Raw genomic sequence first — 25,144 nt, 5'->3', positions numbered from 1 at the left:
GGAGACCCGATAGTGGGCCAGAAGGTTAACCCGCACGGGTTCCGACTCGGCATCAGCACGGACCACAAGAGCCGTTGGTACGCCGACAAGCTCTACAAGGACTACGTGGGCGAGGACGTCAAGATCCGTCGCCTGCTGAGCAAGGGCATGGAGCGCGCCGGCATCTCCCGCGTGGAGATCGAGCGCACCCGTGACCGGGTTCGGGTCGACATCCACACCGCGCGTCCGGGCATCGTGATCGGTCGCCGCGGCGCCGAGGCGGACCGGATCCGGGGCAGCCTCGAGGAGCTCACCGGCAAGCAGGTGCAGCTGAACATCCTCGAGGTCAAGAACGCCGAGGTCGACGCCCAGCTCGTCGCCCAGGGTGTGGCCGAGCAGCTGTCCGGCCGCGTGGCGTTCCGCCGCGCGATGCGCAAGGCGATGCAGACCACCATGCGTGGCGGCGCCCTGGGCATCCGGATCCAGTGCTCCGGTCGTCTTGGTGGCGCCGAGATGTCCCGGTCGGAGTTCTACCGCGAAGGCCGTGTGCCGCTGCACACCCTGCGCGCGGACATCGACTACGGCTTCTACGAGGCCCGTACGACCTTCGGCCGGATCGGCGTGAAGGTCTGGATCTACAAGGGCGACCTGGCCGGCACCCGCGCCGAGCGCGAGGCTCAGGCAGCTGCCCGCGCCGCGACCCAGCAGCGTGGCCGTCCGGCCCGCCGTGACGGTGGCGGTGGCGACCGCGGTGATCGCGGTGGCCGTGGTGGCGACCGTGGTGGCCGTCGCGATGGTGGCGCCCCCCGCAACGAGGCTCCGAAGGCCGAGGCGGCTCCGGCTGCCGACAAGCCGGCCGAGACGACCGGAACGGAGAGCTGAACCGTGCTCATCCCCCGTAAGGTCAAGCACCGCAAGCAGCACCACCCGAAGCGCTCCGGCGCTGCCAAGGGCGGCACGACGCTGGCGTTCGGTGACTTCGGTATCCAGGCGCTGGAGAACCATTACGTCACCAACCGGCAGATCGAGTCCGCTCGTATCGCGATGACCCGGCACATCAAGCGTGGCGGAAAGGTCTGGATCAACATCTACCCGGACCGCCCGCTGACCAAGAAGCCGGCCGAGACCCGGATGGGTTCCGGTAAGGGTTCGCCCGAGTGGTGGATCGCGAACGTCAAGACCGGACGCGTGCTGTTCGAGCTGTCCGGTGTTCCCGAGGACATCGCTCGCGAGGCCATGCGCCGCGCGATTCACAAGTTGCCGATGAAGTGCCGCTTCATCACCCGAGAGGCAGGTGAGAACTGATGGCTACCCTGACCGCCGCCGAACTGCGGAACCTGGGAAAGGACGAGCTTCTGGAGAAGCTCGGTAACGCCAAGGAGGAGCTGTTCAACCTCCGGTTCCAGGCTGCCACGGGTCAGCTGGAGTCCCACGGCCGGCTGCGCGCCGTCCGCAAGGACATCGCCCGCATCTACACGGTGCTGACCGAGCGTGCGCTCGGCATCACCGAAGAGGTCGACTCAGCACCGGTGGCCGCGGCCTCCGACGACACCGCTGACGAGACCGCGGACGACAGCGAGAAGGCTGGGAGCAAGGCATGACCGAGAACGCAGCGAAGGACGAGACCGTGAGCACGACCCCCGACACGAAGCGCAGCGCCCGCAAGACCAGGGTCGGGCTGGTGCTGAGCGACAAGATGGACAAGACCGTCACCGTCGAGGTCGAGGACCGGGTCAAGCACAAGCTGTACGGCAAGGTCATCCGTCGTACCAGCAAGCTCAAGGCCCACGACGAGCAGAACGCCGCCGGGATCGGCGACCGGGTCCTCCTGATGGAGACCCGGCCGCTGTCGGCGACCAAGCGCTGGCGGATCGTGGAGATCCTCGAAAAGGCGAAGTGACCAACGACGCCTCGCAGTACCCAATCGAAATCATTCGTTCCGCAAGGCTCACCGAGCGTGAGAACCAGCGAGACAACCAGGAGATCAACAGATGATCCAGCAGGAGTCGCGACTGAAGGTCGCCGACAACACGGGTGCCAAGGAGATCTTGTGCATCCGCGTTCTCGGTGGCTCCGGTCGGCGCTACGCCGGTGTCGGTGACACGATCGTCGCCACCGTCAAGGACGCGATCCCGGGCGGCGGCGTCAAGAAGGGCGACGTCGTCAAGGCTGTCATCGTGCGCACCGTGAAGGAGCGCCGGCGTCCGGACGGCTCCTACATCCGGTTCGACGAGAACGCCGCCGTGATCCTCAAGGCCGACGGTGAGCCGCGCGGCACCCGCATCTTCGGGCCGGTCGGCCGGGAGCTGCGCGAGAAGAAGTTCATGAAGATCATCTCGCTTGCTCCGGAGGTGCTCTGAGATGTCAGGTAAGCCCCAGCAGAAGGTGCAGCGTTCGCTGCACGTCAAGAAGGGTGATCTCGTCCGCGTGATCGCCGGCAAGTCCAAGGGCCTCGAGGGCAAGATCATCTCGGTCCTGCCCGAGGCCGAAAAGGTCATCGTCGAAGGCGTGAACCGGGTCAAGAAGCACACCAAGGTGCAGCAGGCCCAGCGCGGCGGCACCACGGGTGGCATCGTCACCCAGGAAGCCCCGATCCACGTCTCCAACGTGATGCTTCTGGTCGAGGTCGAGAAGGACGGCAAGAAGCAGAAGGTGACCACCCGCGTGGGTTACAACCGCGTCGAGGTGCAGAAGCGGCGCCCCGACGGCTCGACGTACACCGGTTTCCGGAGCGTTCGGATCGCGCGGCGTACCGGCGAGGAGATCTGATGACCACCGCAGCCCCCGAGGCGAAGACGTTGCCCCGGTTGAAGACCAAGTACCGCGAAGAGATCGTGGCGAAGCTGAACGAGGAGTTCAACTTCGAGAACGTCATGCAGGTGCCCGGGCTCACCAAGATCGTGGTGAACATGGGTGTCGGCGAGGCGGCTCGCGACTCCAAGCTGATCGACGGTGCCATCAAGGACCTGGCCGCGATCACCGGCCAGAAGCCGTCGGTGACCAAGGCCCGCAAGTCGATCGCGCAGTTCAAGCTGCGTGAGGGCATGCCGATCGGCGCGCACGTCACGCTGCGCGGCGACCGGATGTGGGAGTTCCTGGACCGGTTGCTCTCGCTCGCACTGCCGCGTATCCGCGACTTCCGCGGCTTGTCGCCCAAGCAGTTCGACGGCAACGGCAACTACACCTTCGGTCTGACCGAGCAGGTGATGTTCCACGAGATCAACCAGGACAAGATCGACCGGGTTCGCGGAATGGACATCACCGTGGTGACCACCGCCAAGAACGACGACGAGGGGCGCGCGCTGCTGCGGCAGCTCGGCTTCCCGTTCAAGGAGAACTGACGTGGCGAAGACAGCACTCAAGGTCAAGCAGGCCCGGACGCCGAAGTTCGCGGTGCGTGGATACACGCGCTGCCAGCGCTGCGGCCGGCCCAAGGCCGTCTTCCGCAAGTTCGGCCTGTGCCGGATCTGCCTGCGCGAGATGGCGCACCGGGGCGAGCTGCCCGGTGTCACCAAGTCCAGCTGGTGACCATCCGCACTGCCCGCACTGTTCTTTCTACTCAAAATCTAGTCACCGTAGGTCGCCATGAGGCGAAACCACGGCGGGAAAGAGGCCCCAGGCCATGACGATGACCGACCCGATCGCAGACATGCTCACTCGTCTGCGCAACGCCAACCAGGCGTATCACGAGTCGACCCAGATGCCGTACAGCAAGATCAAGCAGGGCATCGCCGACATCCTCCAGCAGGAGGGTTACATCTCCTCCTACCAGGTGGAGGAGCCCAAGGAGGGCACCGTCGGCAAGACGCTCGTCGTTGATCTGAAGTTCGGCCCGAGCCGGGAGCGTTCGATCGCGGGCGTTCGCCGGATCAGCAAGCCCGGCCTGCGGGTGTACGCGAAGTCGACCAATCTGCCCAAGGTGCTCGGTGGCCTCGGCGTCGCGATCATCTCGACGTCGCAGGGACTCCTGACCGACCGGCAGGCCAAGAACAAGGGCGTTGGCGGGGAAGTCCTCGCCTACGTCTGGTGACGAAGAACCGGAAGGAGGACCACTCTCATGTCTCGCATCGGTAAGCTCCCGATCACGGTCCCGTCCGGCGTCGACGTCACGATCGACGGCCAGACGGTCACTGTGAAGGGCCCCAAGGGTCAGCTCTCGCACGTTGTTGCGGAGCCCATCGTGGTCGACCGCGACGAGGACGGCACGATCGCCGTCAAGCGTCCGGACGACCAGCGCAAGAGCAAGGAACTGCACGGCCTGTCCCGCACTCTGATCGCCAACCTGGTGACCGGCGTGACGGACGGCTACGAGAAGAAGCTCGAGATCGTCGGCGTCGGGTACCGCGTCCTGGCCAAGGGACCGACCCAGCTGGAGTTCTCGCTCGGATACAGCCACACCATCACCGTGGACGCCCCTGAGGGCATCACGTTCGTGGTCGAGGCCCCGACGAAGTTCTCGGTGCAGGGAATCGACAAGCAGTCGGTCGGCGAGGTTGCCGCCAACATCCGCAAGCTGCGTAAGCCGGAGCCCTACAAGGGCAAGGGTGTGCGGTACGCGGGCGAGCAGGTGCGCCGCAAGGTCGGAAAGGCTGGTAAGTAATGGCGATCGGATTGCGTCACAACAAGCACTCCGCCAAGAAGACCTCTTCCCGGCTGCGTCGCCAGATCCGCGTCCGCAAGAAGGTCAACGGCACGGCCGACCGGCCGCGCCTGGTGGTCAGCAAGTCGTCGAAGCACCTGTTCGCTCAGGTCATCGACGACGTCGCCGGCGTCACGCTGGTCTCGGCTTCCACGATGGAGGCCGACCTGCGCGGTGCGGAGGCGAACAAGACCGACAAGGCCAAGACCGTGGGTGGCCTGATCGCCGACCGCGCCAAGGCCGCTGGCATCGACGAGGTCGTCTTCGACCGCGCCGGGAACAAGTACCACGGCCGGATCGCGGCCCTGGCCGACGCCGCCCGTGAGGGCGGCCTCGGCTTCTGACATGGCGACACAAAAGGAAGAAGGTAGTTCGAAATGAGCGGAGGCCAGCAGCGTCGCGGAGGCGGCGCCGGTGGTGAGCGCCGTAACCGCGACGGTGGTCGTGGTGCGGCAGCTGACAAGACCGCCTACATCGAGCGCGTGGTAGCCATCAACCGTGTCGCCAAGGTCGTGAAGGGTGGTCGTCGCTTCAGCTTCACCGCCCTCGTGGTCGTCGGCGACGGTGAAGGCACCGTCGGTGTGGGTTACGGAAAGGCCAAGGAGGTGCCCGCGGCGATCGCCAAGGGTGTCGAGGAGGCCAAGAAGTCGTTCTTCAAGGTGCCGAGGATCCAGGGCACCATCCCGCACCCGGTCCAGGGCGAGAAGGCCGCAGGCGTCGTGCTGCTGCGTCCGGCCGCTCCGGGTACCGGTGTGATCGCGGGTGGTTCGGCGCGCGCAGTACTGGAGTGCGCCGGGATCCACGACATCCTGAGCAAGTCGCTGGGGTCCAGCAACGCCATCAACGTGGTTCACGCCACCGTCGCGGCGCTGCAGTCCCTGGAGACGCCGGAAGCCGTGGCCGCGCGCCGTGGCATGCCGGTCGAGCACGTCGCCCCGGCGGCGCTGCTGAAGGCGCGGGCGGAGGGGATCTCCTGATGGCACGCTTGAAGGTGACCCAGACCCGTTCCGGCATCGGTGGCAAGCAGAACCAGCGGGACACGCTGCGCACCCTGGGCGTCAAGCGGATCGGCGACACCGCCGTCCACGAGGACCGGCCCGAGGTTCGCGGAATGGTCCGTGCGGTTCGCCACCTCATCACCGTCGAAGAGGTTGACTGACATGGCGCTCAAGGTTCATCACCTGCGTCCGGCGCCCGGAGCCAAGACCGCCAAGACCCGCGTTGGTCGTGGTGAGGGCTCGAAGGGCAAGACGGCCGGCCGCGGTACCAAGGGCAGCAAGGCCCGTAACAACATCCCCGAGAACTTCGAGGGTGGCCAGATGCCGTTGCACATGCGGCTCCCGAAGCTGAAGGGCTTCAAGAGCAGGAACCGAGTGGAGTTCCAGGTCGTTAACCTGGACAAGCTCGGACAGCTGTTTCCCGACGGTGGCGAGATCGGCGTAGCCGACCTGGTCGCCAAGGGCGCGGTCCGTGACAGTCTCCCGGTGAAGGTGCTGGGCGACGGCGAGCTCACGGTTGCTCTGCAAGTTTCGGTCCACAAGTTCTCGAAGTCCGCCAAGGAGAAGATCGCGGCGGCCGGAGGAACCACAACCGAGGTGTGAGTACCCAGGGCTCGTGCGAGCCAGCGCTTGTATATTGTGCGCTGGAGTTCGGACGGGCCCTGGTTCGTCTCTTGCCCAGCTGCTTTGCTAGTGCCCTGCCCTGCCCGGGGCAAGGAAAACATGTGGGAGGACAGGGTGTTAGGCGCCTTTGCCAACGCGTTCAAGACTCCGGACCTGCGCCGGAAGATCTTGTTCGTGCTCTTCATCGTCGTGATCTTCCGGATCGGCTCCGTCGTGCCGGCGCCTGGCGTCAACGTCCAGTCGCTGCGCAGTTGCATCGACATCAGCAAGAACGGCTCGAACGCGAACCTGTACAACCTGATCAACCTGTTCTCCGGCGGGGCACTGCTGCAGCTCGCGATCTTCGCGCTCGGCATCATGCCGTACATCACCGCCAGCATCATTCTGCAGCTGCTCACCGTGGTCATCCCGCGGCTGGAGTCGCTGAAGAAGGAAGGCCAGGCGGGCCAGACCAAGATCACCCAGTACACCCGCTTCCTGACCGTCGGCCTGGCGATCCTGCAGGCGACCGCGTTCGTCGCGCTCGCCCGGACCCCCGGCCGGCTGTTCCAGGGCTGTAACGACCCACTGCTGTACAAGGACGGCTGGTTCCCGGTCGTCGTGATGGTGCTGACGATGACCGCCGGTACCGGCGTGGTGATGTGGCTGGGCGAGCTGATCACCGATCGCGGTGTCGGCAACGGCATGTCGATCCTGATCTTCACCCAGATCGTCGCCACCTTCCCGACCCAGCTGTGGAGCATCCGCAAGGCCAAGGGCATCCCGACCTTCGTCGTGGTGATCCTGATCGGGTTGGTGATCATGGCCGCGGTCATCTTCATCGAGCAGGCACAGCGCCGGATCCCGGTCCAGTACGCCAAGCGGATGGTCGGCCGCAAGATGTTCGGCGGCACCTCGACGTACATCCCGCTGAAGGTGAACCAGGCCGGCGTCATCCCGGTCATCTTCGCCTCGAGCCTGCTGTACCTACCGGTCCTGGTCAGTCAGTTCCGACAAGACAAGCCATGGGCCCAGTGGATCCAGGGCAACCTGGTCAAGGGCGATCACCCGATCTACATGGTGACGTATGTCGCCCTGATCATCTTCTTCACGTACTTCTACGTCTCGATTACCTTCAATCCGAAGGAAGTTGCAGACAACATGAAGAAGTACGGCGGCTTCATCCCCGGGATCCGGGCGGGCCGGCCGACCGAGGAGTACCTCTCCTACGTTCTGTCCCGCATCACGTTGCCCGGCGCGATCTACCTGGCGATCATCTCGATGATCCCGCTGGTCGCCCTCGTCCTGCTCAACGCCAGCCAGAACTTCCCGTTCGGTGGTACCTCGATCCTGATCATGGTCGGCGTCGGTCTGGACACGGTGAAGCAGATCGAGTCGCAGCTGCAGCAACGTAATTACGAAGGGTTCCTGCGCTGATGAGAATGTTGCTGATGGGTCCGCCCGGAGCGGGTAAAGGTACGCAGGCAAAGGTGCTTGCGGACCGGCTCGGGATCCCGGCCGTATCCACCGGCGACATCTTCCGCGCGAACGTGAAGGACGAGACCCCGCTGGGTCTCGAGGCGAAGCGGTACATGGACGCGGGCAACTACGTCCCCGACGAGGTCACCAACGCAATGGTGCGCGACCGGCTGTCGGAGGCGGACGCGGGTGCGGGCTTCCTGCTCGACGGGTACCCGCGGACACTGCCGCAGGTCGGCACGCTGGACGACATCCTGGCCGAGCACGGGCACCAGCTCAACGCTGTGGTCGCGCTGATCGCGGACACCGACGTACTGGTCGACCGGATGCTCAACCGGGCCAAGGTGGACGGGCGTACCGACGACTCCGAGGATGTCATCCGGCATCGCCAGGAGGTCTACACCGCCGAGACCAAGCCGCTGCTGCGGGTGTACGCCCAGCGCGGCCTGCTGGTCGAGGTGGACGGCGTCGGCGAGATCGAAGAGGTCAGCGAGCGCGTGCTCACCGCCCTCAAGACGCTGGAAGGCTGAAACAGCGAAGTGATCTGCAGTGATTTTTAAGGACCGCGGGATCGAGATCAAGACCCGCGAACAGATCATCTCCATGCGTGCGGCCGGCCTGGTCGTCGGCCGCACGCTGGAACTGCTCCGCGGCGAGGTCAAGCCCGGTATCACCACCGGTGAGCTGGACGCCATCGCCGAGGACGCGATCCGCTCGGTCGGCGCGACGCCTTCGTTCCTGGGCTATCACGGCTTCACCGGCTCCATCTGCGCGTCGGTGAACGACGAGATCGTGCACGGCATCCCGGGCGACCGGGTACTGGCCGACGGCGATCTGATCTCCATCGACTGTGGCGCGATCGTCGACGGCTGGCACGGCGACGCGGCCATCACGGTCGGCGTCGGCGAGACCGCTCCGGAGCTGCTCGAGCTGGCCCGGATCTGCGAAGAGTCGATGTGGCGTGGGTTCGCCGCCGCGAAGCTGGGTGGCCGGCTGACCGACATCTCGGCGGCGGTGGAGCGGCACGTGCGCGCCAACTCGTCGTACGGGATCGTCGAGGACTTCGTCGGGCACGGGATCGGGACGGCGATGCACCAGCCGCCGAACGTGCCGAACTACGGCAAGGCCGGCAAGGGCCCCAAGCTGGTCGAGGGTCTGGCGCTGGCGGTCGAGCCGATGCTCACGCTGGGCAAGCAGGACAACCACACGCTCGAGGACGACTGGACGGTCGTCACCGACGACAGCCTGGCCGCTGCCCACACCGAGCACACCTTCACCCTCACCCCGCAAGGGCCCTGGGTGCTGACCGCCCTCGACGGCGGCGAAGCCAAGCTCAAGGAGCTCGGGATCACGTTCGGCCCGCTGGCCGACTGACCCACTCGGTCCACTCACCGAGTGACTCCGGCATCCACCGGCCGGGGGACGCCGTGCGGTCCTGAGCTGAGGCACACTTGAGGCATGCCCAGTCAGTACCAGCCACACCAGCGCTTCACCGAGGCCGACCGCGACAAGATCGCCGGCCGGTTGCGGGACGCCTTCGCCGACGGACGGCTGGATCAGCCCGAGTTCAGCTCGCGGCTCGACCAGCTGTACGCCGTCCAGACGTACGGCGAGCTGGAACCGCTGGTCCGTGATCTGCCCCCGGTACGGACGTACCAGACCCCTGCGGTGGTACAGAACACGACGCCCGCGCCGGCTCCCGGTGACTTCCCGGAGCGGCAGCCGAAGAACAAGCGGGGCAACGGACTGGTCGCCCTCGGCGGTGGCTTCGGCGGCATCGTCTTGCTGAACGTGGTGATCTGGTTCGTGATCGGGATCGGCAACGGCGGCCACTGGCCGAACTTCTGGCCGGTCTGGCTGTTGATCCCGTGGGCCTTCATCGTCCTCGGCCAGCTCGGAAAGCGACGTTGACGGCGGCCCCGGTCAGCGGTCACACCCGGCGTCCACGGCTACGGCCGGACTGGGTGTGGCAACTGCGGCAGGGGTCCGCGCTGGTCTTCGTACTCTGGTTCGCGATCGCGTTCCCGCTGGTGATCGTCGGCCTGCTGGTCGAACCGCGCTGGGTCGGCTGGCTCGTACTGGCCTGGTTCCTCGTCCTGGTGATCTTCACACTGGCCATGCGACTGTCCGACGGCAAGCAGCGGCGGGCCTGGGTGGAGACCGCCGAGCAGCTCGGCTGGCAGACCGACGTGGCCGACTCGACCTTGCTCGAGCGCTGGCCGTTCCCGCCGTTCAGTACTGATCCCGCGGCCGAGGTCTTCGACGTCACCGCTGGCCGGCACCGCGGTCGTGAGCTGTTGACCGGCCGCTTCCGGCACCGGGTCCGCCGACGCCAACTGGGCTTCGACTTCCTCGACCTGGCCGTCGACCGCCCGCTGCCGCCACTGCAGGTGCTCCCGGCCGAACTCGCCCCGGTCGCGGCGGCCAGCCTGCTGCCGATCAGGCTCCAGATCGCTGGGCTTCCCGGTGCGTACCAGCTCTTCAACGGTCGCGAGGACCTGGCCGGCCAGGTCCTGCATCCCAGCGCGGCCGAGGTGCTCGCGCAGGTTCCACCGTTCGGCTTCAGCTGCGAAGGCCGCCGCTTCGTCGTCATCCTGCCCGCCTACCGCGATACAGGTACTGCGCTCGCCCAGCTCGACGCAGCCTGCGACCTCCTCGACCTGATGCCGGAGCACGTGTGGCGAGCCGGCGAGCAGTGGCTGGCCACCAGACCCCTTTAGTTCTTGGCGAGTAGCCGCACCAGCACCGCCAGATCCTCGTCACCGTGGCCCTCTGCGACAGCCCGGTCGAGCAAGCTGTGGATCGGCCGCAACACCATGGGATCGACTCCCTGAGCCTCCGACGCTTCGATGAAGTTGTCGAAGGCCGCTGCCTGCATAGCGAGGTTGGAGCCGGCCGCACCCGGCTCGGCGCCGTACTCGAGATCCTTGGCCAGCCTGGTGACCGAGCCGAGCATGGCGGTCAGCCAGGGGACCAGCAGGTCATCGGTGAAGGCGGTCGGTGAGAGCTTCTCGCTGGAGGTCATCGCGAGCGCATGCGCGACACCGCCGAACATTCCGTACATCGCGCTGAGCAGTGCTAGGTCCTGCAAGGCGGCCAGCCCCGCGTCACTACCGACGTACGTCGGCCTGCCCAGTACTGCGAGGTCGCCCCGGTACTGTTCGAACGCTTCCGCCGAACCGCTGTAAAGGATGAACGCGGCCGGCCCGCCGATCATCGCGGGGACTGCCATGATCCCGCCGTCCAGGTACTGCGCTCCGTGCTGTGCGGCCCAGTCGAGGCCGCGCCGGGCCTGCTCGGGGGTGCCGTTGGTGAGGTTGACCAGCGTCCGCCGGGAGAGCTCGGACGCGGCCGGCTGGAGCGTGCTGCGGACCGAGGCGTCGTCCAGTAGGCAGACGACGACCAATGGGCTCGCGACGACGGCGTCGATCACGCTCTTGGCGCGGACGACACCTTGGTCGTCGAGTTCGGGGGAGCGGCCGGGGCTGCGGTTCCAGACGGTGGTCGGGTGGCCGGCGGCCAGGAAGGTCCGGGCGAGGGCGGTGCCCATCGCGCCGAGACCGAGGACGGTGACAGGTGTCTTCATGTGGTCCAGACTTGCCGCCAGGCTATAAAGTCGACAAGTACCTACTAAATAGTCAGGTACTCACCAAAAGGTAAGGATGGGACGATGGTCGCGGTGAGGCCCTACACCTGTGGACTGGACGCCGCGGCGGACGTGATCGGCGGGAAGTGGAAGCCACGGATCCTGTGGGCGCTGCACCACGGGCCGCGGCGGTTCGGGGAGCTGCGCAAGGACGTGGCCGGCGTGACCGAGAAGATGCTGATCCAGCAGCTGCGGGAGCTGGAGAGCCGCAACGTCGTCCACCGCGAGGTGTTCCACCAGGTTCCGCCCAAGGTCGAGTACTCTCTTACCAAGCTCGGCGAGTCGCTCAATGTGGCCCTGATGCCCCTCGACCAGTGGGGTGCTGACCACCTGGCCGAGATCGAGGCCTCCCGCCCCTGTTAGGCGGTCCTGAGGCCCGATTGGGTTTTTCCCGGGTGGGTGGCGTAAACTCTTTCCTTGGCCCTTCGTGGCCTCTTCTCGTGCTGCCCACGGCGGTGCGGGTCGGTAGTACCCAATTCAGTTGTCGTCTACAGAAGTGCGAGGACATGCCCAAAAAAGAGGGAGTAATCGAACTCGAGGGCACCATCGTCGAGGCCCTGCCGAACGCGATGTTCCGTGTTGAGCTGTCCAACGGGCACAAGGTGCTCGCGCACATCAGCGGCAAGATGAGGCAGCACTACATCCGGATCCTCCCCGAGGACCGGGTCGTCGTGGAACTGTCGCCGTACGACCTCACCCGGGGTCGCATCGTCTATCGGTACAAGTAAGACCACCACACCACCTGTCGAAGAAAGAAGCTCGATGAAGGTCAATCCGAGCGTCAAGAAGATCTGCGACAAGTGCAAGGTGATCCGCCGTCACGGTCGGGTCATGGTGATCTGCGAGAACCCGCGGCACAAGCAGCGGCAAGGCTGATTCAGCCTTACTCGAGCAGCACACAGCACTTTCGCACCACAGCGCGCATGCTCGTCCAGCACAGGAACAAGCTGGACGCTGCCCCCGGAACAGAGGCCGGGGCCTTGCCGGTGACCAAAAAACTCACCGAGGCGGGCAAGGACGCAGCGCGCCACCACACCTCTGCCGACGAAAGGAACACCGCCACATGGCACGCCTCGTAGGAGTTGACCTGCCGCGCGACAAGCGCATCGAGGTCGCTCTCACCTACATCTTCGGTGTAGGTCGCACTCGCGCCCTGAAGACGCTCGAAGCCACCGGTATCTCCGGTGACAAGCGCGTCCACGAACTGGGCGACGAGGAGCTGGTGAAGCTCCGGGACTGGATCGAAGGCAACTACAAGATCGAAGGTGACCTCCGTCGCGAGGTGACCGCGGACATCCGCCGCAAGATCGAGATCGGGTCGTACCAGGGTCGCCGGCACCGCAGCGGCCTGCCGGTGCGTGGTCAGCGCACGCGGACCAACGCCCGCAGCCGTAAGGGTCGTCGCAAGGCGATCGCCGGCAAGAAGAAGAAGTGACCCGGATGACTTTCGACCACCCCAGGAGTATCTGACCTATGCCTCCCAAGAGCCGCACCGCGGCCGGCGCGAAGAAGGTGCGCCGCAAGGAGAAGAAGAACGTGGCCGCCGGCCACGCGCACATCAAGAGCACGTTCAACAACACGATCGTGACGATCACCGACCCGACCGGCGCGGTCATCTCGTGGGCCTCCGCGGGCACCGTCGGCTTCAAGGGCTCGCGTAAGTCGACCCCGTTCGCCGCGCAGATGGCCGCCGAGGCCGCTGGGCGCCGCGCGATGGAGCACGGCATGCGCAAGATCGACGTGTTCGTCAAGGGTCCGGGCTCCGGCCGCGAGACCGCGATCCGTTCGCTGGGAGCTGTCGGCCTCGAGGTCGGCACCATCCAGGACGTCACCCCGACCGCCCACAACGGCTGCCGCCCTCCCAAGCGGCGCCGGGTCTGACCCAGAGAGAGGCAGGTAACCAACAATGGCCCGTTACACCGGACCCATGACCAAGAAGTCGCGCCGTCTCGGGGTCGACCTCGTCGGTGGCGACAAGGCGTTCGAGCGTCGTCCGTACCCGCCGGGTATGCACGGCCGCGGCCGTCCCAAGGAGAGCGAGTACCTGCTCCAGCTTCGTGAGAAGCAGAAGGCCCGCTACGCCTACGGCGTGCTCGAGAAGCAGTTCAGCCTGTACTACAAGGAGGCCTCGCGGCGTCCTGGTAAGACCGGTGACAACCTGCTGATCATCCTCGAGTCCCGCCTCGACAACGTCGTGTACCGCGCCGGTCTGGCCCGGACCCGTCGTCAGGCCCGTCAGCTCGTCGTACACGGTCACTTCACCGTGAACGGCATCAAGGTGAACATCCCGTCGTACCGCGTGTCCGCGCACGACGTGATCGACGTCCGGCCGAAGTCGGTCGAGATGACCCCGTTCATCATCGCCAGGGAGACCCACTCCGAGCGAGTGGTTCCGGCCTGGCTGGACGCGCTGCCCGAGCGGCTGCGCATCCTGGTTCACCAGCTGCCCACCCGGGCGCAGATCGACACCCAGGTCGCCGAGCACCTGATCGTCGAGCTCTACTCGAAGAACTGATTCCGTCGCCGCCGGTGGCTGTGCAGATGGCCACCGGCGGCGCGGATCGTAGAGTTCTTCGGTTCGCGACCTCAAATAGTGGTCGTCGCGGAAATCTAGAAGGAAGAACACACAGTGCTTATTGCGCAGCGTCCCACCCTGGCCGAAGAGGTCGTCGACGAGCACCGCTCGCGGTTCGTGATCGAGCCGCTGGAGCCGGGCTTCGGTTACACCCTCGGCAACTCCATCCGCCGTACCCTGCTGTCGTCCATCCCGGGCGCGGCCGTCACCAGCATCAAGGTCGACGGGGTACTGCACGAGTTCTCCACCGTCGCCGGGGTGAAGGAAGACGCCACCCAGCTGATCCTGAACCTCAAGGACCTGGTCGTCTCCTCCGAGCACGACGAGCCCGTCACCATGTACCTGCGCAAGCAGGGCCCCGGTGACGTGACCGCCGCCGACATCGCGCCGCCGGCCGGTGTCGAGGTGCACAACCCGGACCTGAAGATCGCCACCCTGAACGAGAAGGGCCGGCTCGAGATGGAGCTGGTCGTCGAGCGGGGCCGCGGCTACGTGTCCGCGATCCAGAACAAGTCCGCGGACGCCGAGATCGGCCGGATGCCGGTCGACTCGATCTACTCCCCGGTCCTCAAAGTCACGTACAAGGTCGAGGCGACCCGGGTCGAGCAGCGCACCGACTTCGACCGCCTCGTCGTGGACGTCGAGACCAAGCCGTCGATGCTGCCCCGCGACGCCGTCGCGTCGGCCGGTAAGACCCTGGTCGAGCTGTTCGGCCTGGCCCGTGAGCTGAACGTCGAGGCCGAGGGCATCGACATCGGCCCGTCGCCGGTCGACGAGCAGATGGCGGCCGACCTGGCCCTGCCGGTCGAGGACCTGCAGCTGACCGTCCGGTCGTACAACTGCCTCAAGCGCGAGGGCATCCACACCGTGGGTGAACTGATCTCGCGCAGCGAGCAGGACCTGCTGGACATCCGCAACTTCGGCTCCAAGTCGATCGACGAGGTCAAGCTGAAGCTGGCCGAGATGGGCCTGTCGCTGAAGGACTCGCCCCCCGGCTTCGACCTGCGCGCCGCCGCTGAGGCGTATGGCGACGACGCTGAGGACGAGGACGAGAGCTTCGCCGAGACCGAGCAGTACTGAGCTAGCAAGGCCCATCCCAAGGCCCGTACCCGGGCCTGAGATTTCTGGAGTAAAGACAGATGCCTACCCCTACCAAGGGCTCCCGCCTCGGCGGCAGCGCGGCGCACCAGAAGCTGATCCTCAGCAACCTGGCCACCTCGCTGTTCGAGCACGGCGCGATCACCACCACGGCCACCAAGGCCAAGCGCCTGCAGCCGCTGGCCGAGTCGATGATCACCAAGGCCAAGCGTGGTGACCAGCACTCGCGTCGTCAGGTGATGAAGCGGATCCGCGACAAGTCCGTCGTGCACGTGCTGTTCACCGAGATCGGCGAGCGCTACGCGGACCGTCCGGGCGGCTACACCCGGATCATCAAGCTCGGCCCCCGCAAGGGCGACAACGCCCCCATGGTGAAGATCGAGCTGGTCGAGGCGCTGGCCGACTCGCCGAAGGCCAAGGCCGCGGCGAAGAAGGCTGCTCCGGCCAAGAAGGCGACCGCGAAGAAGGCGGCCGCCAAGGACGAGGCCAAGGTCGAGGACACCCCGGCCGAGGACGCGAAGGTCCAGGACGTCGTCGCGGGCAAGTACGAGGGCTCCGCGGCTCCGCTGGACGGCGGCGCCGCTCCCGAGGGCTACGACATCAAGGGCAACGAGGACTCGATGAAGTACCACGGCACCGACTCGCCGTGGTACGACCAGACGGTCGCCGAGGTCTGGTTCAAGACCGAGGAGGCCGCTCAGGCCGCCGGCTTCACCAAGGCGGGCGAGACCGCCGAGGAGAAGTAACCCCTCAGCAGTGCATGAGCAGCGCCCTTTCGCCCGTTTCGGGTGGAGGGGCGCTGCTGCGTTAGATTGCCCTGTGCGCTGGCGGATCGATCTCAGGTATGACGGCACCGAATTCCACGGCTGGGCCCGTCAGGAGGGCCTCAGGACCGTCCAGGGGGTGCTTGAGCAGGCGCTGGCCACCGTACTGCGGCAGCCCGAGCTCCCGGCGGTCACCTGCGCCGGCCGGACCGACACCGGCGTCCACGCCCGGGGCCAGGTCGTCCACGTCTGGCTGCCCGAGGGAATCGTCGCGCGGAACCTGATCCACCGGCTGAACGGCGTACTGCCCGATGACGTCTGGGTGACTCGTGGGGCAGAGGCTCCGGACGGGTTCGACGCCCGCTTCTCGGCCCTTTGGCGCCGCTACGTCTACCGGATCTGCGACGACAACATCGCCCGGGATCCGCTGACCAGGAACCACGTACTGCGGGTCCTCCAGCCGCTCGACGTGGACCGGATGAACGAGGCCTCTGCCCGGCTGCTGGGCGAGCACGACTTCGCCGCCTTCTGCAAGCGGCGGGAGGGGGCCAGTACGGTCCGCGCTCTGCAGGAGTTCAGCTGGCGTCGTACTGCGCCCGGCCTGGTCGAGGCGACTGTGATCGCGGACGCCTTCTGTCACTCGATGGTGCGGGCCCTGGTGGGGTCGATCGTCCCGGTGGGCGACGGACGGCGTGACCTGGACTGGCCGGCCAAGGTGCTGGCAGCGGGGGTCCGGGACTCGGCAGTGACCGTTCTGCCCGCCCATGGGCTCACCCTGGAAGAAGTCGGGTACCCAGAAGACGACCAACTGGCAGCGCGGGCCATCGAGGCTCGCAACGTCAGGGGAGAGGTTCACACGCGTGGCTGACCATTTCTTCACGGCAGAGCCGACCTCAGCCGACGTACGCCGTACCGTCGGCGCCCGGATCTGGGGACGTGAGTACAGCTTCACCACGTCGAGCGGTGTCTTCTCCCGGGACCGCCTGGACCTCGGTACGTCGATCCTGCTGCGGGAAGCGCCCGTACCGACCAGTGGCGGCACCTACCTGGACCTGGGCACCGGCTACGGCCCGATCGCGTGTGCCCTGGCTGTGGAGGACCCTGAGGCGCAGGTCTGGGCAGTGGACGTGAATACCCGGGCACTGGAGCTCACTGTCGAGAATGCCAAGGCTGCCGGGGTCGCTGCGCGAGTGCATGCCAGCCTGGTCGAGGACGTGCCGGAGGACGTGCGGTTCGACCAGATCTGGTCCAACCCGGCCATCCACATCGGCAAGCCCGAGCTGCACAAGATGCTGCTGCACTGGCTCGCCCGCCTTGCCCCCGACGGCGTGGGATGGTTCGTCGTCGGCAAGAACCTCGGTGCGGACTCGCTGCAGCGCTGGCTGGGTGAGCAGGGCTACCCCTGCGAGCGGATCGCCAGCGCGAAGGGCTTCAGAGTGCTGCGAGTGACTGCAACGAACCAGGATCCAGCGCCGTCCTGAAGGTATGGAGGCAGCCTTGGCGGCAGCAGAGGCCCCTGACCGGGGTGGTGGGGTGGGGTCAGAATTTACACAGCCCAGTGCGATCGACTTCGAATTGTGGGTGACCGAGAAGTCGGACGCGCTGCTGCGGTTCGCGTACGTCCTGACCGGTGACAAGACACTGGCCGAGGATGCCGTTCAGGACGCCCTGACGACCGCTTGTGCACGCTGGGGCCGGGTCAGCCGGGCGAACGACCCTGAGGCCTACGTGAAGCGGATGGTGGTCAACGCGCACATCTCCTGGTGGCGCCGGTTCCGCCGCCGGGAGGCCCCCGTGGAGGAGCCGACCAGGACTGCTGCCGCAGCTCCGGACGGTGCGGGCTCCAGAGCCGAGGCAGAGGCCGTCTGGGCGCTGTGTGCGACCTTGCCGGACAAGCAGCGCACAGCGGTGGTGCTGCGTTTCTACGAGGACCTCTCGTACGCCGAGATCGCAGACCTGCTGCACTGCGCCGAAGCCACGGCCAGATCGCACGTACACCGAGCACTGGCAGTACTGAAGGACACGCTGAGCAAGGAAGGAGCCGAGGATGCCTGAGCCGGATGAGCAGGAGCTCGGCCCGCAGATCGCGGACGCCTTCCAGAGCAAGGCCCACACCGTGCAGGGTTTGCGTAGTACCGGCTATGCGACGGAGGCACGCAGACGGGTCCACAGGCGCCGGCAACGGCTCGCCATGGCCGCGGCGGCGGTAGTGGTCGTCGCGGCGATCGGCGGAGTGTGGGGGATCATCGGCGGTCCGTCGCCGGTCACCACCAGTTCGTCCGCTGGTGCTGCGGCCGACAACGGCTCGAAGCTCGCACCGGAAGCTCCGGCGGAGGCCACTGGTGCCTGTCCTGAACAGCACCCGATCCTCACGGCCGGCCGGCAGGTGGCGATATCGCAGGGGACCGGGCTGGACCTCGACAGCACTCCGGTCTTCGGACTCGAGGCCTGCCGGTATCGCCTTACCCCGGGTGCCCAGATGTTGCTGGGGTCAGCCAGGTTCAACGCGACCACGGCCCAGCAGGTGGTGGATGCGATCAAGGTGCTGCCGGAGCGCAATCCGGAGCTGCCCGTGTTCAAATGCCCGGCAGGCGACCCGTCCGAGGCGATCGTGCTGCGCTTCGACACGGCCATGGGGCTGAAGGAGATCTGGGTCGAGTACGACAGCTGCGCCACTGTGGGTCTCTTCAGCGGAACCCGCACCTACGGCCTGTACGCCGCCCCGCTCAAACTCTTCATGACGGGCACGGTCCGCCCGTCCGGCAGCATCTACCTGGACCACCTAAAGGGCTGGTGACTGCCCCTTCTCCGGTTTGGCCCGCAACGCCCGCACGTTGTCCGGTACCGCGCCGTCCCCCTGAGCCCCGCGATAGCTACCAGTCTGCGGCGGCGTCCCACCCAGAAACTTCCGCAGATGATCCACCTCAGGCGACGGCTGAGGCTGGGCGGCCGCGTTGCGGTAGTGCTCCTCGAGCCCGGCCGTCGTCGTACTCAACGCCGTAACCGCCCGCTGGGCACTCTGGTGTCCACCGATGCTCTTGGCGACATCGGAAAGCTGCCGGCTCCGTTGCGTCGTGGCGACCTCGGCGAAGGCGGGCCGCATCGACTGCAGCAGTTGGGTTCTGACGGCTTCGCGATCCTGCGGTGGCAGTACGTCGCTCAGCCGGTTCTCGATCACCAGGTCGGCGACCGCGCCCCAGCGCTGGGTTCGTGGGGTCTGGTCCAACTGCTCCCGCACCTGGCTCTGGGACAGGCCGGTGACGTCCGCCGTACCGCGCACCAGTTCGTCTGTCGCCGCCGTGTACGCCGGGTAGGAGTTGGGCGAGTCGACGCCGACGAGGTCCGGTTGCACCCGGTCCATACCGATGTCCTGGATGACGTCGTTGACGTTCTCGTGCGCCCAGGTCTCGGTCAGTCCCTCCTCGACCGCCAACGTGTCGGGGGAGTAGAGCTCGGTCGCGCCGGGTTGGGTCTCGTCGCCCAGCGCGTTGGTGAGGTGCTTGGCCTCGTGGACCACGGTGAGGACGGCGTCCTGCGCGTCGACCAGTTCCTCCGGGGTGAGCGGACGCCCGGCCGTGTACGCCTGGGCGACCGGCTTGAGCACCTTGTCGAGATTGAGCGTCATCCCGCCGTCGTCGAGCGCACTCCCGGCCACGTTCGGACGGGTCTCCTCGAACAGCTCGCCGTTCCACCGGGACGGCCGGCCGGTGAGCTTCTCCACCGACCGGACCACGCTCTGGACCCAGAGATATTCGTTGCTGTCGCGGGGGACCGGCCGACCCTCGTTCATCCGGCGGTGGTCCGGAGGTGATCGACGAGCCGGATCAGCGGGCTCGACATCCGCCGGATCGCACCGGCCTCGCGGTGCGGTGCCTGGGTCGACAGCAGGCCGATCTGCTCGATGGCGCGCTCGATCTCCGGTATCCGGGTCTGGGCGGTTCCGTCGCCCTCGATCGCCTCGGCGAACAGGATCTGCGCCTGCCGGAACTGCTCGCTGGTCGCCGGGGCCGGCCCGGCCAGCAGGCGCGGCAACTCCGCGGCGCGGAAGCGGGCGCGTTCGCGGCCGCGCTCGTCCTGGACCTGCTCGGCCATCGCTTGCAGCCGCCTGGTCTCCGCCTCGACCACCTCGGGGGCGGCGCCCTTGAGATCGGACAGCAGCCGGCGCATCTCGGCCTGGAAGGCTTCGTAGCCGGCCGGGTTGTCGTTCATCGTTCTCCCTGTTCGGTCAGGAAGACGATAACCGGTCGCGGCCGGCTGGGGCGGGCCGTCAGACTGGGGGCATGGGTCACGTCGAGGTTGCGGGGATCGGGTTCGAGCTGCCGGACGGGCGGGTGTTGCTGGACGACATCACGTTCCGGGTCGGGGACGGGGCCAAGGTCGCCTTGGTCGGGGCCAACGGGTCGGGCAAGACGACGTTGACGAAGATCATCGCGGGTGACCTGAAGGCGCACAGCGGAAGCGTGGCCCGGTCGGGTGGGCTCGGCGTGATGCGGCAGTTCGTCGGATCGGTACGAGACGACACGAACGTCCGTGACCTGCTGCTCGGCGTCGCGCCGGACCGGATCCGGACGGCCGCGGCCAAGCTGGACCAGGCCGAGCTGGCGATGACGGAGGCCGACGACGAGAAGACCCAGCTGCGCTACGCCCAGGCGGTCTCCGACTGGGGCGAGGTCGGCGGGTACGACGCCGAGGTGCTCTGGGACGTCTGCACGATGGCCGCGCTCGGGATCCCGTTCGACAACTGCCGCTGGCGTGAGGTGAAGACGCTGTCCGGTGGAGAGCAGAAGCGGCTCGTGCTCGAGGCGCTGTTGCGCGGCCCGGACGAGGTGCTGATGCTCGACGAGCCCGACAACTACCTCGACGTACCGGCCAAGCGGTGGCTCGAGGAGCAGCTCAACGCGACGCAGAAGACCGTGCTCTACATCAGCCACGACCGGGAGCTGCTGGCCAACACCGCGACCCGGATCGTCACCGTCGAATTAGGTGCTGCGGGCAACAGCATCTGGACGCACGGCGGTGGCTTCCAGACGTACCACGAAGCGCGCAAGCACCGGTTCGAGCGGCTGGAGGAGTTGCGCCGCCGCTGGGACGAGGAGCACGCCAAGCTCAAGGCGCTGGTGCTGATGTACAAGACGAAGGCGGCCTACAACGACGGGCTGGCCTCGCGCTACAAGGCGGCGCAGACCCGGCTGGCCAAGTTCGAGCAGGCCGGCCCGCCGCAGGCGATCCCGCGCGAGCAGAAGGTCAGCATGCGGCTCACCGGCGGCCGGACGGGCAAGCGCGCCGTCGTCGCCACCGGTCTCGAGCTGACCGGTCTGATGAAGCCGTTCGATCTCGAGGTCTGGTACGGCGAACGCGTGGCTGTCCTGGGCTCGAACGGTTCCGGCAAGTCACATTTCCTGCGGCTGCTGGCGAACGGCGGGTCCGACCCGGACATCGAGCACCAGCCGGTCGGCGAGATGGTCATCCCCTCGGTCGCGCACACCGGCAACGCCAAGCTGGGCGCCCGGGTGCGACCGGGCTGGTTCGCGCAGACGCACGAGCACCCCGAGCTGGCCGGCCGGACGCTGCTGGAGATCCTGCACCGCGGCGACGAGCACCGGGAAGGGATGGGCCGGGAACTGGCCTCCCGCAAGCTGGATCGGTACGAGCTTGCCCACGCGGCCGAGCAGAGCTTCGACTCGCTCTCCGGCGGTCAGCAAGCGCGCTTCCAGATCCTCTTGCTGGAGCTGTCCGGCGCCACCTTGCTGCTGCTCGACGAGCCGACCGACAACCTCGACGTCGAGTCGGCCGAAGCGCTTGAGGAGGGCCTGGACTCCTTCGACGGAACGGTTCTGGCAGTCACCCACGACCGCTGGTTCTCCCGCGGCTTCGACCGCTACCTGGTCTTCGGCAGCGACGGCAACGTGTACGAGGCGCCCGAGCCGATCTGGGACGAGGCCCGGGTCCAACGCGCTCGCTAACCTTGGGCGATGAGGGACGAGCTGGCGAAGCAGTGGCTGGACGCGGCCGTGCCGAGCTGGCTCTATCGCTGGCTGATGCCGCTCGGCTGGCTGGCCGCGCTGGCGACCTCTGTCATCGGTGACGACCGGCCGTGCTCGGTGGCGGATCCGACGATCTGTGGACCCGACCTGACCTTCTCGCTGGCTCTGATCCCCTGCCTGGCATCGTTTCTGGGGTGGTGGTGGGTGCCGCGGCTCGCTGCCGCCGGCGGTCTGGTGTTCCTCGTCCTCGACCTCCGGTACGACGACGTGCAGCCGGCGCGCGTGGGGTGGACGGCCTACGGCGCCGCCTGTATGGCGGTCCTCCTCGCGTTGACCTGGAGCCAGATCCGCAGGCGTGAGCTGCTCGCCCGCGTTCACCGGGTGCCGGTGACGATCGGTCCTGCGAACCCGATCGGTTTCACGCCTGCGTTGGCGGGAACAGCCGCCCTGGTGGTCGCAGGATTCGCGGTGCTGGGTGTCATGCGCTGGCAGGTCGACCGGGAGCAGGTGCACCTCGACCGGGCCGTCAAGACGACCGCTGTGGTCGTGGGCTTCAAGGACGACGACCTCCAACTGAGGCTTCCCGACGGCAGCATGCGCAGAACTTCGTCCCTGGACTACCCGAAGAAGGGGGACGAGCTTCCCGTCCTGGTGGACCCCCAGGACGCTGACTGGGTCCGGCTGCAGGCAGAGCTCGCCGACTACACGACGTGGTGGACGGTCGCCGGCGGCGGATGGCTGCTCGCGTTGCTGATCCTCCGCCACGACCTGGTACGCCGACGCGCACGCCCCCGGCGCACCTGGTCGGCGGCCGGGTTGCCGGTGTGGATCGAACCGGACGGCTCGATGGGGTACAGCGTCCTGCCGGGGGAGGGCAGCGAGCAGGTGCTCGGCTTCATCGCGCTCGAACTCGACGATGACGACGCGGGCGGTCGGTTGGCGGCCGCGTACGACGTACTGGATGACTTCGAGGAGGACGACGCACCACCGCCGGCTGCTGCCCGGCGGGAGTGGAGGGGCGTGCTGGGCCGCCACCGTGGCAAAGCGTTGCTGGTGGGGGAGCTGGCCGATGGCTCGTGGCCGACCGTGGCACTCGGCGAGCAGGTCCTCCGGCCGGCAACGCCTTTCCGGTTGCCCCGGAGGTCGCCATGGGGAGTCGAGGAGCCGGGAATGCGGCTGTCCGACCTCGACGACGAGCCTGACGCGGACTTGGAGGCGGTCCAGGCGGAGCCGGTTGCTGTTCTGCATGATCTGCCGTGGCGGATCCCGCTGACTCCACCGCGCTGGTGGATGAAGCCGGCGCTGATCGCGGCATTGGTTGGCGTTCCCGCGGCTGATTGGGTCCTCGTGGTGCTGTGGGACGAGTGGGCGCTCGCGATCGTCGGAGCCGCCGCCGTTGCTCCGGAGGTGATCCTCCTGGCGCGAGCGGTGTTCCAACGGGTGGTGGTGACGTCGACTGCCCTGCAGATCCGAGGCGCCGTCGTCGACGAGACCGTCAGTTGGCGGGATGTGGAGGCAGTTCAGATCGAGGACGGCGACCTGATCCTGCCCGCCCCCGGCAGCTGGCACGTCATTGCCCACGTCCCGAAGGACCGGCTCGAGGAGGTCGCGGGCGTCTTCGAAACGCTCCGTCGCCAGGCGGTTCGCCCGCAGCAGTCCGCTCGGCGACGCTTGAGTCCAGGTGCTTACGTCATTGGCTTGTATCTCGTGGCGTGCGCCGCCGTGTTCGCGGTGCTCCTGCTCACGTGAGGTTGTCGCACCACATGTCGCGGTAGGTGGACCAGTGGTCGGGGGTGGCGGCGAAGTCGACGTACAGGGCGAGGCCGAAGTTTTGGCGGGTGGACTTGTTGAGGCCTAGTTGGGCGCCTCGGATGGCGGCTTGGACGGTCTCGGCGGAGCCTCGGTGGGAGAAGTTGTCCTCCCAGTAGAAGGGCAGGCCCATCAGCAGGTCGACGTTGGGTGGGGTCACCTCCAGTGCCATCTTGGTCTGCCGGGCGACGTAACCGCCGTACAGGGATTCCAGTGGGGTCCAGGTGTCGTACGACATCACGGCGATCTGTTCGACCCGGCTGGCCACGGCGCCGAAGTACGACTTCGTCCACCACTTGCTCTGGCCGCTGACGCCGACCAATAGGCCGTTGAGGCCGGGTGCTGGGTTGATCTGCGCGGCGGCGACCGAGAGGGGGACGTTGCGGGCCGAGGTCATCGCGTGGACCTGGTCGAGCAGCTTGAGAAAGCCTTGCGAGCCGGAGCGGACCGGCTCCATGTCGAAGTGGATCCCGTCGAAGCCCTGGGCGAGAACCTGCTCGGAGGTCTCGGTCACGCGGGTGCGGACGGCAGCGTCGTCGAGATCCATTCCGGGGCTTTTCTCCGGCTGCAGGACGTCGCCGAGCCAGGCCTGGACGCGGAGCTTCGGCAGTGCCTGGTGGATGGCGTCGGTGAACCAGCGAGCCTTGGGAGAAACCTTTGCCAAGGGCAACGTTCCGTCGTGTTCGAGCGGGCCGGTATGGACGTAGAGGTCGCGGATTCCGGTGCCCTGCAGCTGGTCCGCGAGGGCAGTGATGTCGGCGGCGGTCTTCCGGCCGTCGACCCAGGCGTGGCCGAGCCAGATGGCGTCCTGGCCGCGGGTCTGGGCGGTGGCGTCACCCGTGTAGGCGATCCGGAGGGAGATCGCCAATGCGCTTAGTGGCAAGGGGATCAGCAGGACGAAGGCCAGCGCCAGGCTGATGAGCACGCGCCGGCGGCGGGACCAGGATCGCCAGCGTTTCACGACCCGGCACCGGCCCGGAGGCCGTCATACAGGAGGGCGAGCATGCGGTCGCGCGCGTCGGATTCGAGACCGGTCGCGGTGGCGCCACGGGAGGCGCCGACCAGTAGGGCGTAGACCTCGGGGAAGGCGGCGTCCCGGCGTACGGCGCCTGCCTGCTGGGCCCGGTCGAGAAGTGCCCCGAAGGCTTCGCGCATCCCTTGGCCCGCTGCTTTCGCCTCGTCGCCGGCGACGGTCCCCGACGCGCTGAGGGCCTCCGCGATGGCCAGCTTCGACGCCGATTCGGCGACCACCTGGCTGAAGAAGCCGAAGAACGCGGGGCCGGCGTCGTCGCTGTCGGCGAGTTCGAGAGCGCGGTCGCGCAGCCGTTCCAGCCGTTGCGTCAGGACCGCCTCGAGCAGCTCCACCTTGGTCGGGAAGTGCCGGAAGACAGTGGCGATCCCCACCTCGGCGAGCTTGGCGACCTCGTCGGTCGAGGCGTTCGGCGACCGGCCGAAGACGTCCTCGGCGGCGGTCAGGATCCGCTCCCGGTTGTCCCGGGCATCCGCACGCAACGGCCTCATCGCACTCCTCGCTGTGATCGTCATCAGCTTAGGAGACGTTCGAAAGCAC

General features: G+C 67.2%; 37 protein-coding genes and 2 pseudogenes. 34 read left to right on the top strand and 5 right to left on the bottom strand.

The genetic code is table 11. The features are described 5' to 3' along the window. Positions 1-12 precede the first annotated feature (12 nt). The 19 genes from rpsC to AB0M15_RS02700 all read left to right on the top strand — a co-directional run bounded on the left by rpsC (position 13) and on the right by AB0M15_RS02700 (position 10,418). The gene (rpsC, locus tag AB0M15_RS02790; protein ID WP_343976424.1) at positions 13-861 is read left to right on the top strand and encodes a 30S ribosomal protein S3; all 849 of its coding nucleotides are present in this window, start codon (positions 13-15) and stop codon (positions 859-861) included. Between the two features lie 3 nt (positions 862-864). Further along, complete coding sequence (rplP, locus tag AB0M15_RS02785) at positions 865-1,284, top strand: 50S ribosomal protein L16 (protein ID WP_343976427.1); 420 nt, start codon at positions 865-867, stop codon at positions 1,282-1,284. Next, complete coding sequence (gene rpmC, locus AB0M15_RS02780) at positions 1,284-1,580, top strand: 50S ribosomal protein L29 (RefSeq protein ID WP_363813228.1); 297 nt, start codon at positions 1,284-1,286, stop codon at positions 1,578-1,580. Before rplP ends, rpmC begins: the two co-directional genes overlap by 1 nt. After that, the gene (gene rpsQ, locus AB0M15_RS02775; protein WP_328329406.1) at positions 1,577-1,879 is read left to right on the top strand and encodes a 30S ribosomal protein S17; all 303 of its coding nucleotides are present in this window, start codon (positions 1,577-1,579) and stop codon (positions 1,877-1,879) included. The genes rpmC and rpsQ overlap by 4 nt, the downstream gene beginning before the upstream one ends. Positions 1,880-1,970: 91 nt before the next feature. Continuing rightward, on the top strand, positions 1,971-2,339 hold the full coding sequence (rplN, locus tag AB0M15_RS02770; protein WP_020388099.1) for a 50S ribosomal protein L14: 369 nt from the start codon (positions 1,971-1,973) through the stop codon (positions 2,337-2,339). 1 nt (position 2,340) lies between these two features. Then, positions 2,341-2,748, top strand: a complete 408-nt coding sequence (rplX, locus tag AB0M15_RS02765) for a 50S ribosomal protein L24 (protein WP_343976436.1) — start codon at positions 2,341-2,343, stop codon at positions 2,746-2,748. Next, positions 2,748-3,320, top strand: a complete 573-nt coding sequence (rplE, locus tag AB0M15_RS02760) for a 50S ribosomal protein L5 (protein WP_343976439.1) — start codon at positions 2,748-2,750, stop codon at positions 3,318-3,320. Before rplX ends, rplE begins: the two co-directional genes overlap by 1 nt. 1 nt (position 3,321) lies before the next feature. Then, entirely contained in the window at positions 3,322-3,507 is a 186-nt protein-coding gene (locus tag AB0M15_RS02755) for a type Z 30S ribosomal protein S14 (RefSeq protein ID WP_132167346.1), read from the top strand. Between the two features lie 94 nt (positions 3,508-3,601). After that, positions 3,602-4,009: a 30S ribosomal protein S8 gene (gene rpsH, locus AB0M15_RS02750; protein WP_164598719.1), complete on the top strand. Its 408-nt coding sequence runs from the start codon at positions 3,602-3,604 to the stop codon at positions 4,007-4,009. A 27-nt stretch (positions 4,010-4,036) separates the two neighbouring features. After that, positions 4,037-4,579: a 50S ribosomal protein L6 gene (gene rplF / locus AB0M15_RS02745; protein WP_343976443.1), complete on the top strand. Its 543-nt coding sequence runs from the start codon at positions 4,037-4,039 to the stop codon at positions 4,577-4,579. Further along, the gene (gene rplR / locus AB0M15_RS02740) at positions 4,579-4,962 is read left to right on the top strand and encodes a 50S ribosomal protein L18 (RefSeq protein ID WP_020388094.1); all 384 of its coding nucleotides are present in this window, start codon (positions 4,579-4,581) and stop codon (positions 4,960-4,962) included. Before rplF ends, rplR begins: the two co-directional genes overlap by 1 nt. Before the next feature lie 33 nt (positions 4,963-4,995). After that, a complete protein-coding gene (rpsE, locus tag AB0M15_RS02735; protein WP_328329388.1) occupies positions 4,996-5,595 on the top strand; it encodes a 30S ribosomal protein S5 in 600 nt (199 codons plus the stop codon). Continuing rightward, on the top strand, positions 5,595-5,777 hold the full coding sequence (rpmD, locus tag AB0M15_RS02730; protein WP_328329386.1) for a 50S ribosomal protein L30: 183 nt from the start codon (positions 5,595-5,597) through the stop codon (positions 5,775-5,777). The genes rpsE and rpmD overlap by 1 nt, the downstream gene beginning before the upstream one ends. A 1-nt stretch (position 5,778) precedes the next feature. Further along, positions 5,779-6,219 carry a 50S ribosomal protein L15 gene (rplO, locus tag AB0M15_RS02725; protein ID WP_343976453.1) on the top strand — a complete coding sequence of 147 codons (441 nt, stop codon included), beginning with the start codon at positions 5,779-5,781 and terminating at the stop codon, positions 6,217-6,219. 135 nt (positions 6,220-6,354) lie between these two features. After that, entirely contained in the window at positions 6,355-7,656 is a 1,302-nt protein-coding gene (gene secY / locus AB0M15_RS02720) for a preprotein translocase subunit SecY (RefSeq protein ID WP_363813224.1), read from the top strand. Then, a complete protein-coding gene (locus AB0M15_RS02715; RefSeq protein WP_363813222.1) occupies positions 7,656-8,228 on the top strand; it encodes an adenylate kinase in 573 nt (190 codons plus the stop codon). Before secY ends, AB0M15_RS02715 begins: the two co-directional genes overlap by 1 nt. 19 nt (positions 8,229-8,247) lie before the next feature. Then, positions 8,248-9,072, top strand: coding sequence for a type I methionyl aminopeptidase (gene map / locus AB0M15_RS02710; RefSeq protein WP_363813220.1), 825 nt, complete (start codon positions 8,248-8,250; stop codon positions 9,070-9,072). A gap of 84 nt (positions 9,073-9,156) precedes the next feature. Then, positions 9,157-9,609 (top strand): DUF1707 domain-containing protein, encoded by a 453-nt coding sequence (locus tag AB0M15_RS02705; protein WP_363813218.1) that lies wholly within the window; start codon positions 9,157-9,159, stop codon positions 9,607-9,609. Continuing rightward, positions 9,606-10,418 carry a hypothetical protein gene (locus tag AB0M15_RS02700; RefSeq protein WP_363813216.1) on the top strand — a complete coding sequence of 271 codons (813 nt, stop codon included), beginning with the start codon at positions 9,606-9,608 and terminating at the stop codon, positions 10,416-10,418. Before AB0M15_RS02705 ends, AB0M15_RS02700 begins: the two co-directional genes overlap by 4 nt. On the opposite strand, the gene AB0M15_RS02695 is transcribed toward AB0M15_RS02700, so the two are convergent. Continuing rightward, complete coding sequence (locus AB0M15_RS02695; protein ID WP_363813214.1) at positions 10,415-11,284, bottom strand: NAD(P)-binding domain-containing protein; 870 nt, start codon at positions 11,282-11,284, stop codon at positions 10,415-10,417. The two genes, AB0M15_RS02700 and AB0M15_RS02695, sit on opposite strands and share 4 nt — an antisense overlap. A gap of 84 nt (positions 11,285-11,368) precedes the next feature. Between AB0M15_RS02695 and AB0M15_RS02690 the strand changes: the two genes are divergently transcribed. The 13 genes and pseudogenes from AB0M15_RS02690 to AB0M15_RS02630 all read left to right on the top strand — a co-directional run bounded on the left by AB0M15_RS02690 (position 11,369) and on the right by AB0M15_RS02630 (position 18,578). Then, positions 11,369-11,707, top strand: a complete 339-nt coding sequence (locus AB0M15_RS02690) for a helix-turn-helix domain-containing protein (RefSeq protein ID WP_363813212.1) — start codon at positions 11,369-11,371, stop codon at positions 11,705-11,707. 143 nt (positions 11,708-11,850) lie between these two features. Further along, complete coding sequence (gene infA, locus AB0M15_RS02685) at positions 11,851-12,072, top strand: translation initiation factor IF-1 (RefSeq protein WP_012923661.1); 222 nt, start codon at positions 11,851-11,853, stop codon at positions 12,070-12,072. Between the two features lie 34 nt (positions 12,073-12,106). Next, positions 12,107-12,220, top strand: coding sequence for a 50S ribosomal protein L36 (rpmJ, locus tag AB0M15_RS02680; protein WP_008361054.1), 114 nt, complete (start codon positions 12,107-12,109; stop codon positions 12,218-12,220). 187 nt (positions 12,221-12,407) lie between these two features. Next, entirely contained in the window at positions 12,408-12,779 is a 372-nt protein-coding gene (gene rpsM, locus AB0M15_RS02675; protein WP_012923660.1) for a 30S ribosomal protein S13, read from the top strand. Positions 12,780-12,817: 38 nt separating this feature from the next. Beyond that, positions 12,818-13,225, top strand: a complete 408-nt coding sequence (gene rpsK, locus AB0M15_RS02670) for a 30S ribosomal protein S11 (protein ID WP_012923659.1) — start codon at positions 12,818-12,820, stop codon at positions 13,223-13,225. A gap of 25 nt (positions 13,226-13,250) precedes the next feature. Continuing rightward, positions 13,251-13,859: a 30S ribosomal protein S4 gene (gene rpsD / locus AB0M15_RS02665; protein WP_328329366.1), complete on the top strand. Its 609-nt coding sequence runs from the start codon at positions 13,251-13,253 to the stop codon at positions 13,857-13,859. A 114-nt stretch (positions 13,860-13,973) separates the two neighbouring features. Then, positions 13,974-14,999, top strand: coding sequence for a DNA-directed RNA polymerase subunit alpha (locus tag AB0M15_RS02660; protein WP_112243143.1), 1,026 nt, complete (start codon positions 13,974-13,976; stop codon positions 14,997-14,999). 59 nt (positions 15,000-15,058) lie between these two features. Then, a pseudogene (gene rplQ / locus AB0M15_RS02655) lies at positions 15,059-15,397 on the top strand (50S ribosomal protein L17); the annotation flags it as partial. A 204-nt stretch (positions 15,398-15,601) separates the two neighbouring features. Beyond that, positions 15,602-15,763 (top strand): annotated as a pseudogene (locus tag AB0M15_RS02650) (50S ribosomal protein L17); the annotation flags it as partial. Positions 15,764-15,836: 73 nt separating this feature from the next. Further along, positions 15,837-16,649 carry a tRNA pseudouridine(38-40) synthase TruA gene (gene truA, locus AB0M15_RS02645; protein WP_363813209.1) on the top strand — a complete coding sequence of 271 codons (813 nt, stop codon included), beginning with the start codon at positions 15,837-15,839 and terminating at the stop codon, positions 16,647-16,649. Beyond that, positions 16,642-17,262 carry a methyltransferase gene (locus AB0M15_RS02640; protein ID WP_363813207.1) on the top strand — a complete coding sequence of 207 codons (621 nt, stop codon included), beginning with the start codon at positions 16,642-16,644 and terminating at the stop codon, positions 17,260-17,262. Before truA ends, AB0M15_RS02640 begins: the two co-directional genes overlap by 8 nt. Positions 17,263-17,314: 52 nt before the next feature. Next, positions 17,315-17,836: a SigE family RNA polymerase sigma factor gene (locus tag AB0M15_RS02635; RefSeq protein WP_363813205.1), complete on the top strand. Its 522-nt coding sequence runs from the start codon at positions 17,315-17,317 to the stop codon at positions 17,834-17,836. Beyond that, on the top strand, positions 17,829-18,578 hold the full coding sequence (locus AB0M15_RS02630; RefSeq protein WP_363813203.1) for a hypothetical protein: 750 nt from the start codon (positions 17,829-17,831) through the stop codon (positions 18,576-18,578). The genes AB0M15_RS02635 and AB0M15_RS02630 overlap by 8 nt, the downstream gene beginning before the upstream one ends. On the opposite strand, the gene AB0M15_RS02625 is transcribed toward AB0M15_RS02630, so the two are convergent. Next, a complete protein-coding gene (locus tag AB0M15_RS02625) occupies positions 18,564-19,571 on the bottom strand; it encodes a hypothetical protein (protein WP_363813201.1) in 1,008 nt (335 codons plus the stop codon). The two genes, AB0M15_RS02630 and AB0M15_RS02625, sit on opposite strands and share 15 nt — an antisense overlap. Continuing rightward, positions 19,568-19,990: a hypothetical protein gene (locus tag AB0M15_RS02620; RefSeq protein WP_363813199.1), complete on the bottom strand. Its 423-nt coding sequence runs from the start codon at positions 19,988-19,990 to the stop codon at positions 19,568-19,570. Before AB0M15_RS02620 ends, AB0M15_RS02625 begins: the two co-directional genes overlap by 4 nt. Before the next feature lie 71 nt (positions 19,991-20,061). Between AB0M15_RS02620 and AB0M15_RS02615 the strand changes: the two genes are divergently transcribed. Then, positions 20,062-21,744, top strand: a complete 1,683-nt coding sequence (locus AB0M15_RS02615) for an ATP-binding cassette domain-containing protein (RefSeq protein WP_363813197.1) — start codon at positions 20,062-20,064, stop codon at positions 21,742-21,744. Between the two features lie 9 nt (positions 21,745-21,753). Beyond that, positions 21,754-23,514: a hypothetical protein gene (locus tag AB0M15_RS02610; RefSeq protein WP_363813195.1), complete on the top strand. Its 1,761-nt coding sequence runs from the start codon at positions 21,754-21,756 to the stop codon at positions 23,512-23,514. On the opposite strand, the gene AB0M15_RS02605 is transcribed toward AB0M15_RS02610, so the two are convergent. Next, the gene (locus AB0M15_RS02605) at positions 23,507-24,535 is read right to left on the bottom strand and encodes a hypothetical protein (protein WP_363813193.1); all 1,029 of its coding nucleotides are present in this window, start codon (positions 24,533-24,535) and stop codon (positions 23,507-23,509) included. The genes AB0M15_RS02610 and AB0M15_RS02605 overlap by 8 nt on opposite strands. Beyond that, complete coding sequence (locus AB0M15_RS02600) at positions 24,532-25,095, bottom strand: TetR/AcrR family transcriptional regulator (protein WP_363813191.1); 564 nt, start codon at positions 25,093-25,095, stop codon at positions 24,532-24,534. The genes AB0M15_RS02605 and AB0M15_RS02600 overlap by 4 nt, the downstream gene beginning before the upstream one ends. Positions 25,096-25,144: the final 49 nt, after the last annotated feature.

The organism is Kribbella sp. NPDC051718 (assembly GCF_040681515.1).
Classification (GTDB): domain Bacteria; phylum Actinomycetota; class Actinomycetes; order Propionibacteriales; family Kribbellaceae; genus Kribbella.
The sequence above is the reverse complement of the archived record's forward strand: the minus strand, read 5'-3'. Positions and strand labels throughout refer to the sequence as shown.

What these genes read in the sequence shown, in the direction of transcription:
- AB0M15_RS02625 (WP_363813201.1), bottom strand. Translation starts at nt 19,571, where the DNA reads ATGAACGAGGGTCGGCCGGTCCCCCGCGACAGCAACGAATATCTCTGG.
- AB0M15_RS02715 (WP_363813222.1), top strand. Translation starts at nt 7,656, where the DNA reads ATGAGAATGTTGCTGATGGGTCCGCCCGGAGCGGGTAAAGGTACGCAG.
- AB0M15_RS02600 (WP_363813191.1), bottom strand. Translation starts at nt 25,095, where the DNA reads ATGAGGCCGTTGCGTGCGGATGCCCGGGACAACCGGGAGCGGATCCTG.
- rpmJ (WP_008361054.1), top strand. Translation starts at nt 12,107, where the DNA reads ATGAAGGTCAATCCGAGCGTCAAGAAGATCTGCGACAAGTGCAAGGTG.
- rplN (WP_020388099.1), top strand. Translation starts at nt 1,971, where the DNA reads ATGATCCAGCAGGAGTCGCGACTGAAGGTCGCCGACAACACGGGTGCC.
- infA (WP_012923661.1), top strand. Translation starts at nt 11,851, where the DNA reads ATGCCCAAAAAAGAGGGAGTAATCGAACTCGAGGGCACCATCGTCGAG.
- rpsH (WP_164598719.1), top strand. Translation starts at nt 3,602, where the DNA reads ATGACGATGACCGACCCGATCGCAGACATGCTCACTCGTCTGCGCAAC.
- rpmC (WP_363813228.1), top strand. Translation starts at nt 1,284, where the DNA reads ATGGCTACCCTGACCGCCGCCGAACTGCGGAACCTGGGAAAGGACGAG.
- rplO (WP_343976453.1), top strand. Translation starts at nt 5,779, where the DNA reads ATGGCGCTCAAGGTTCATCACCTGCGTCCGGCGCCCGGAGCCAAGACC.
- AB0M15_RS02630 (WP_363813203.1), top strand. Translation starts at nt 17,829, where the DNA reads ATGCCTGAGCCGGATGAGCAGGAGCTCGGCCCGCAGATCGCGGACGCC.
- rpsE (WP_328329388.1), top strand. Translation starts at nt 4,996, where the DNA reads ATGAGCGGAGGCCAGCAGCGTCGCGGAGGCGGCGCCGGTGGTGAGCGC.
- rplX (WP_343976436.1), top strand. Translation starts at nt 2,341, where the DNA reads ATGTCAGGTAAGCCCCAGCAGAAGGTGCAGCGTTCGCTGCACGTCAAG.
- rplR (WP_020388094.1), top strand. Translation starts at nt 4,579, where the DNA reads ATGGCGATCGGATTGCGTCACAACAAGCACTCCGCCAAGAAGACCTCT.
- AB0M15_RS02705 (WP_363813218.1), top strand. Translation starts at nt 9,157, where the DNA reads ATGCCCAGTCAGTACCAGCCACACCAGCGCTTCACCGAGGCCGACCGC.
- AB0M15_RS02615 (WP_363813197.1), top strand. Translation starts at nt 20,062, where the DNA reads ATGGGTCACGTCGAGGTTGCGGGGATCGGGTTCGAGCTGCCGGACGGG.
- AB0M15_RS02695 (WP_363813214.1), bottom strand. Translation starts at nt 11,284, where the DNA reads ATGAAGACACCTGTCACCGTCCTCGGTCTCGGCGCGATGGGCACCGCC.
- rpsM (WP_012923660.1), top strand. Translation starts at nt 12,408, where the DNA reads ATGGCACGCCTCGTAGGAGTTGACCTGCCGCGCGACAAGCGCATCGAG.
- rpsD (WP_328329366.1), top strand. Translation starts at nt 13,251, where the DNA reads ATGGCCCGTTACACCGGACCCATGACCAAGAAGTCGCGCCGTCTCGGG.
- AB0M15_RS02690 (WP_363813212.1), top strand. Translation starts at nt 11,369, where the DNA reads ATGGTCGCGGTGAGGCCCTACACCTGTGGACTGGACGCCGCGGCGGAC.
- rplF (WP_343976443.1), top strand. Translation starts at nt 4,037, where the DNA reads ATGTCTCGCATCGGTAAGCTCCCGATCACGGTCCCGTCCGGCGTCGAC.
- rpmD (WP_328329386.1), top strand. Translation starts at nt 5,595, where the DNA reads ATGGCACGCTTGAAGGTGACCCAGACCCGTTCCGGCATCGGTGGCAAG.
- rpsQ (WP_328329406.1), top strand. Translation starts at nt 1,577, where the DNA reads ATGACCGAGAACGCAGCGAAGGACGAGACCGTGAGCACGACCCCCGAC.
- rpsK (WP_012923659.1), top strand. Translation starts at nt 12,818, where the DNA reads ATGCCTCCCAAGAGCCGCACCGCGGCCGGCGCGAAGAAGGTGCGCCGC.
- AB0M15_RS02620 (WP_363813199.1), bottom strand. Translation starts at nt 19,990, where the DNA reads ATGAACGACAACCCGGCCGGCTACGAAGCCTTCCAGGCCGAGATGCGC.
- rplE (WP_343976439.1), top strand. Translation starts at nt 2,748, where the DNA reads ATGACCACCGCAGCCCCCGAGGCGAAGACGTTGCCCCGGTTGAAGACC.
- AB0M15_RS02610 (WP_363813195.1), top strand. Translation starts at nt 21,754, where the DNA reads ATGAGGGACGAGCTGGCGAAGCAGTGGCTGGACGCGGCCGTGCCGAGC.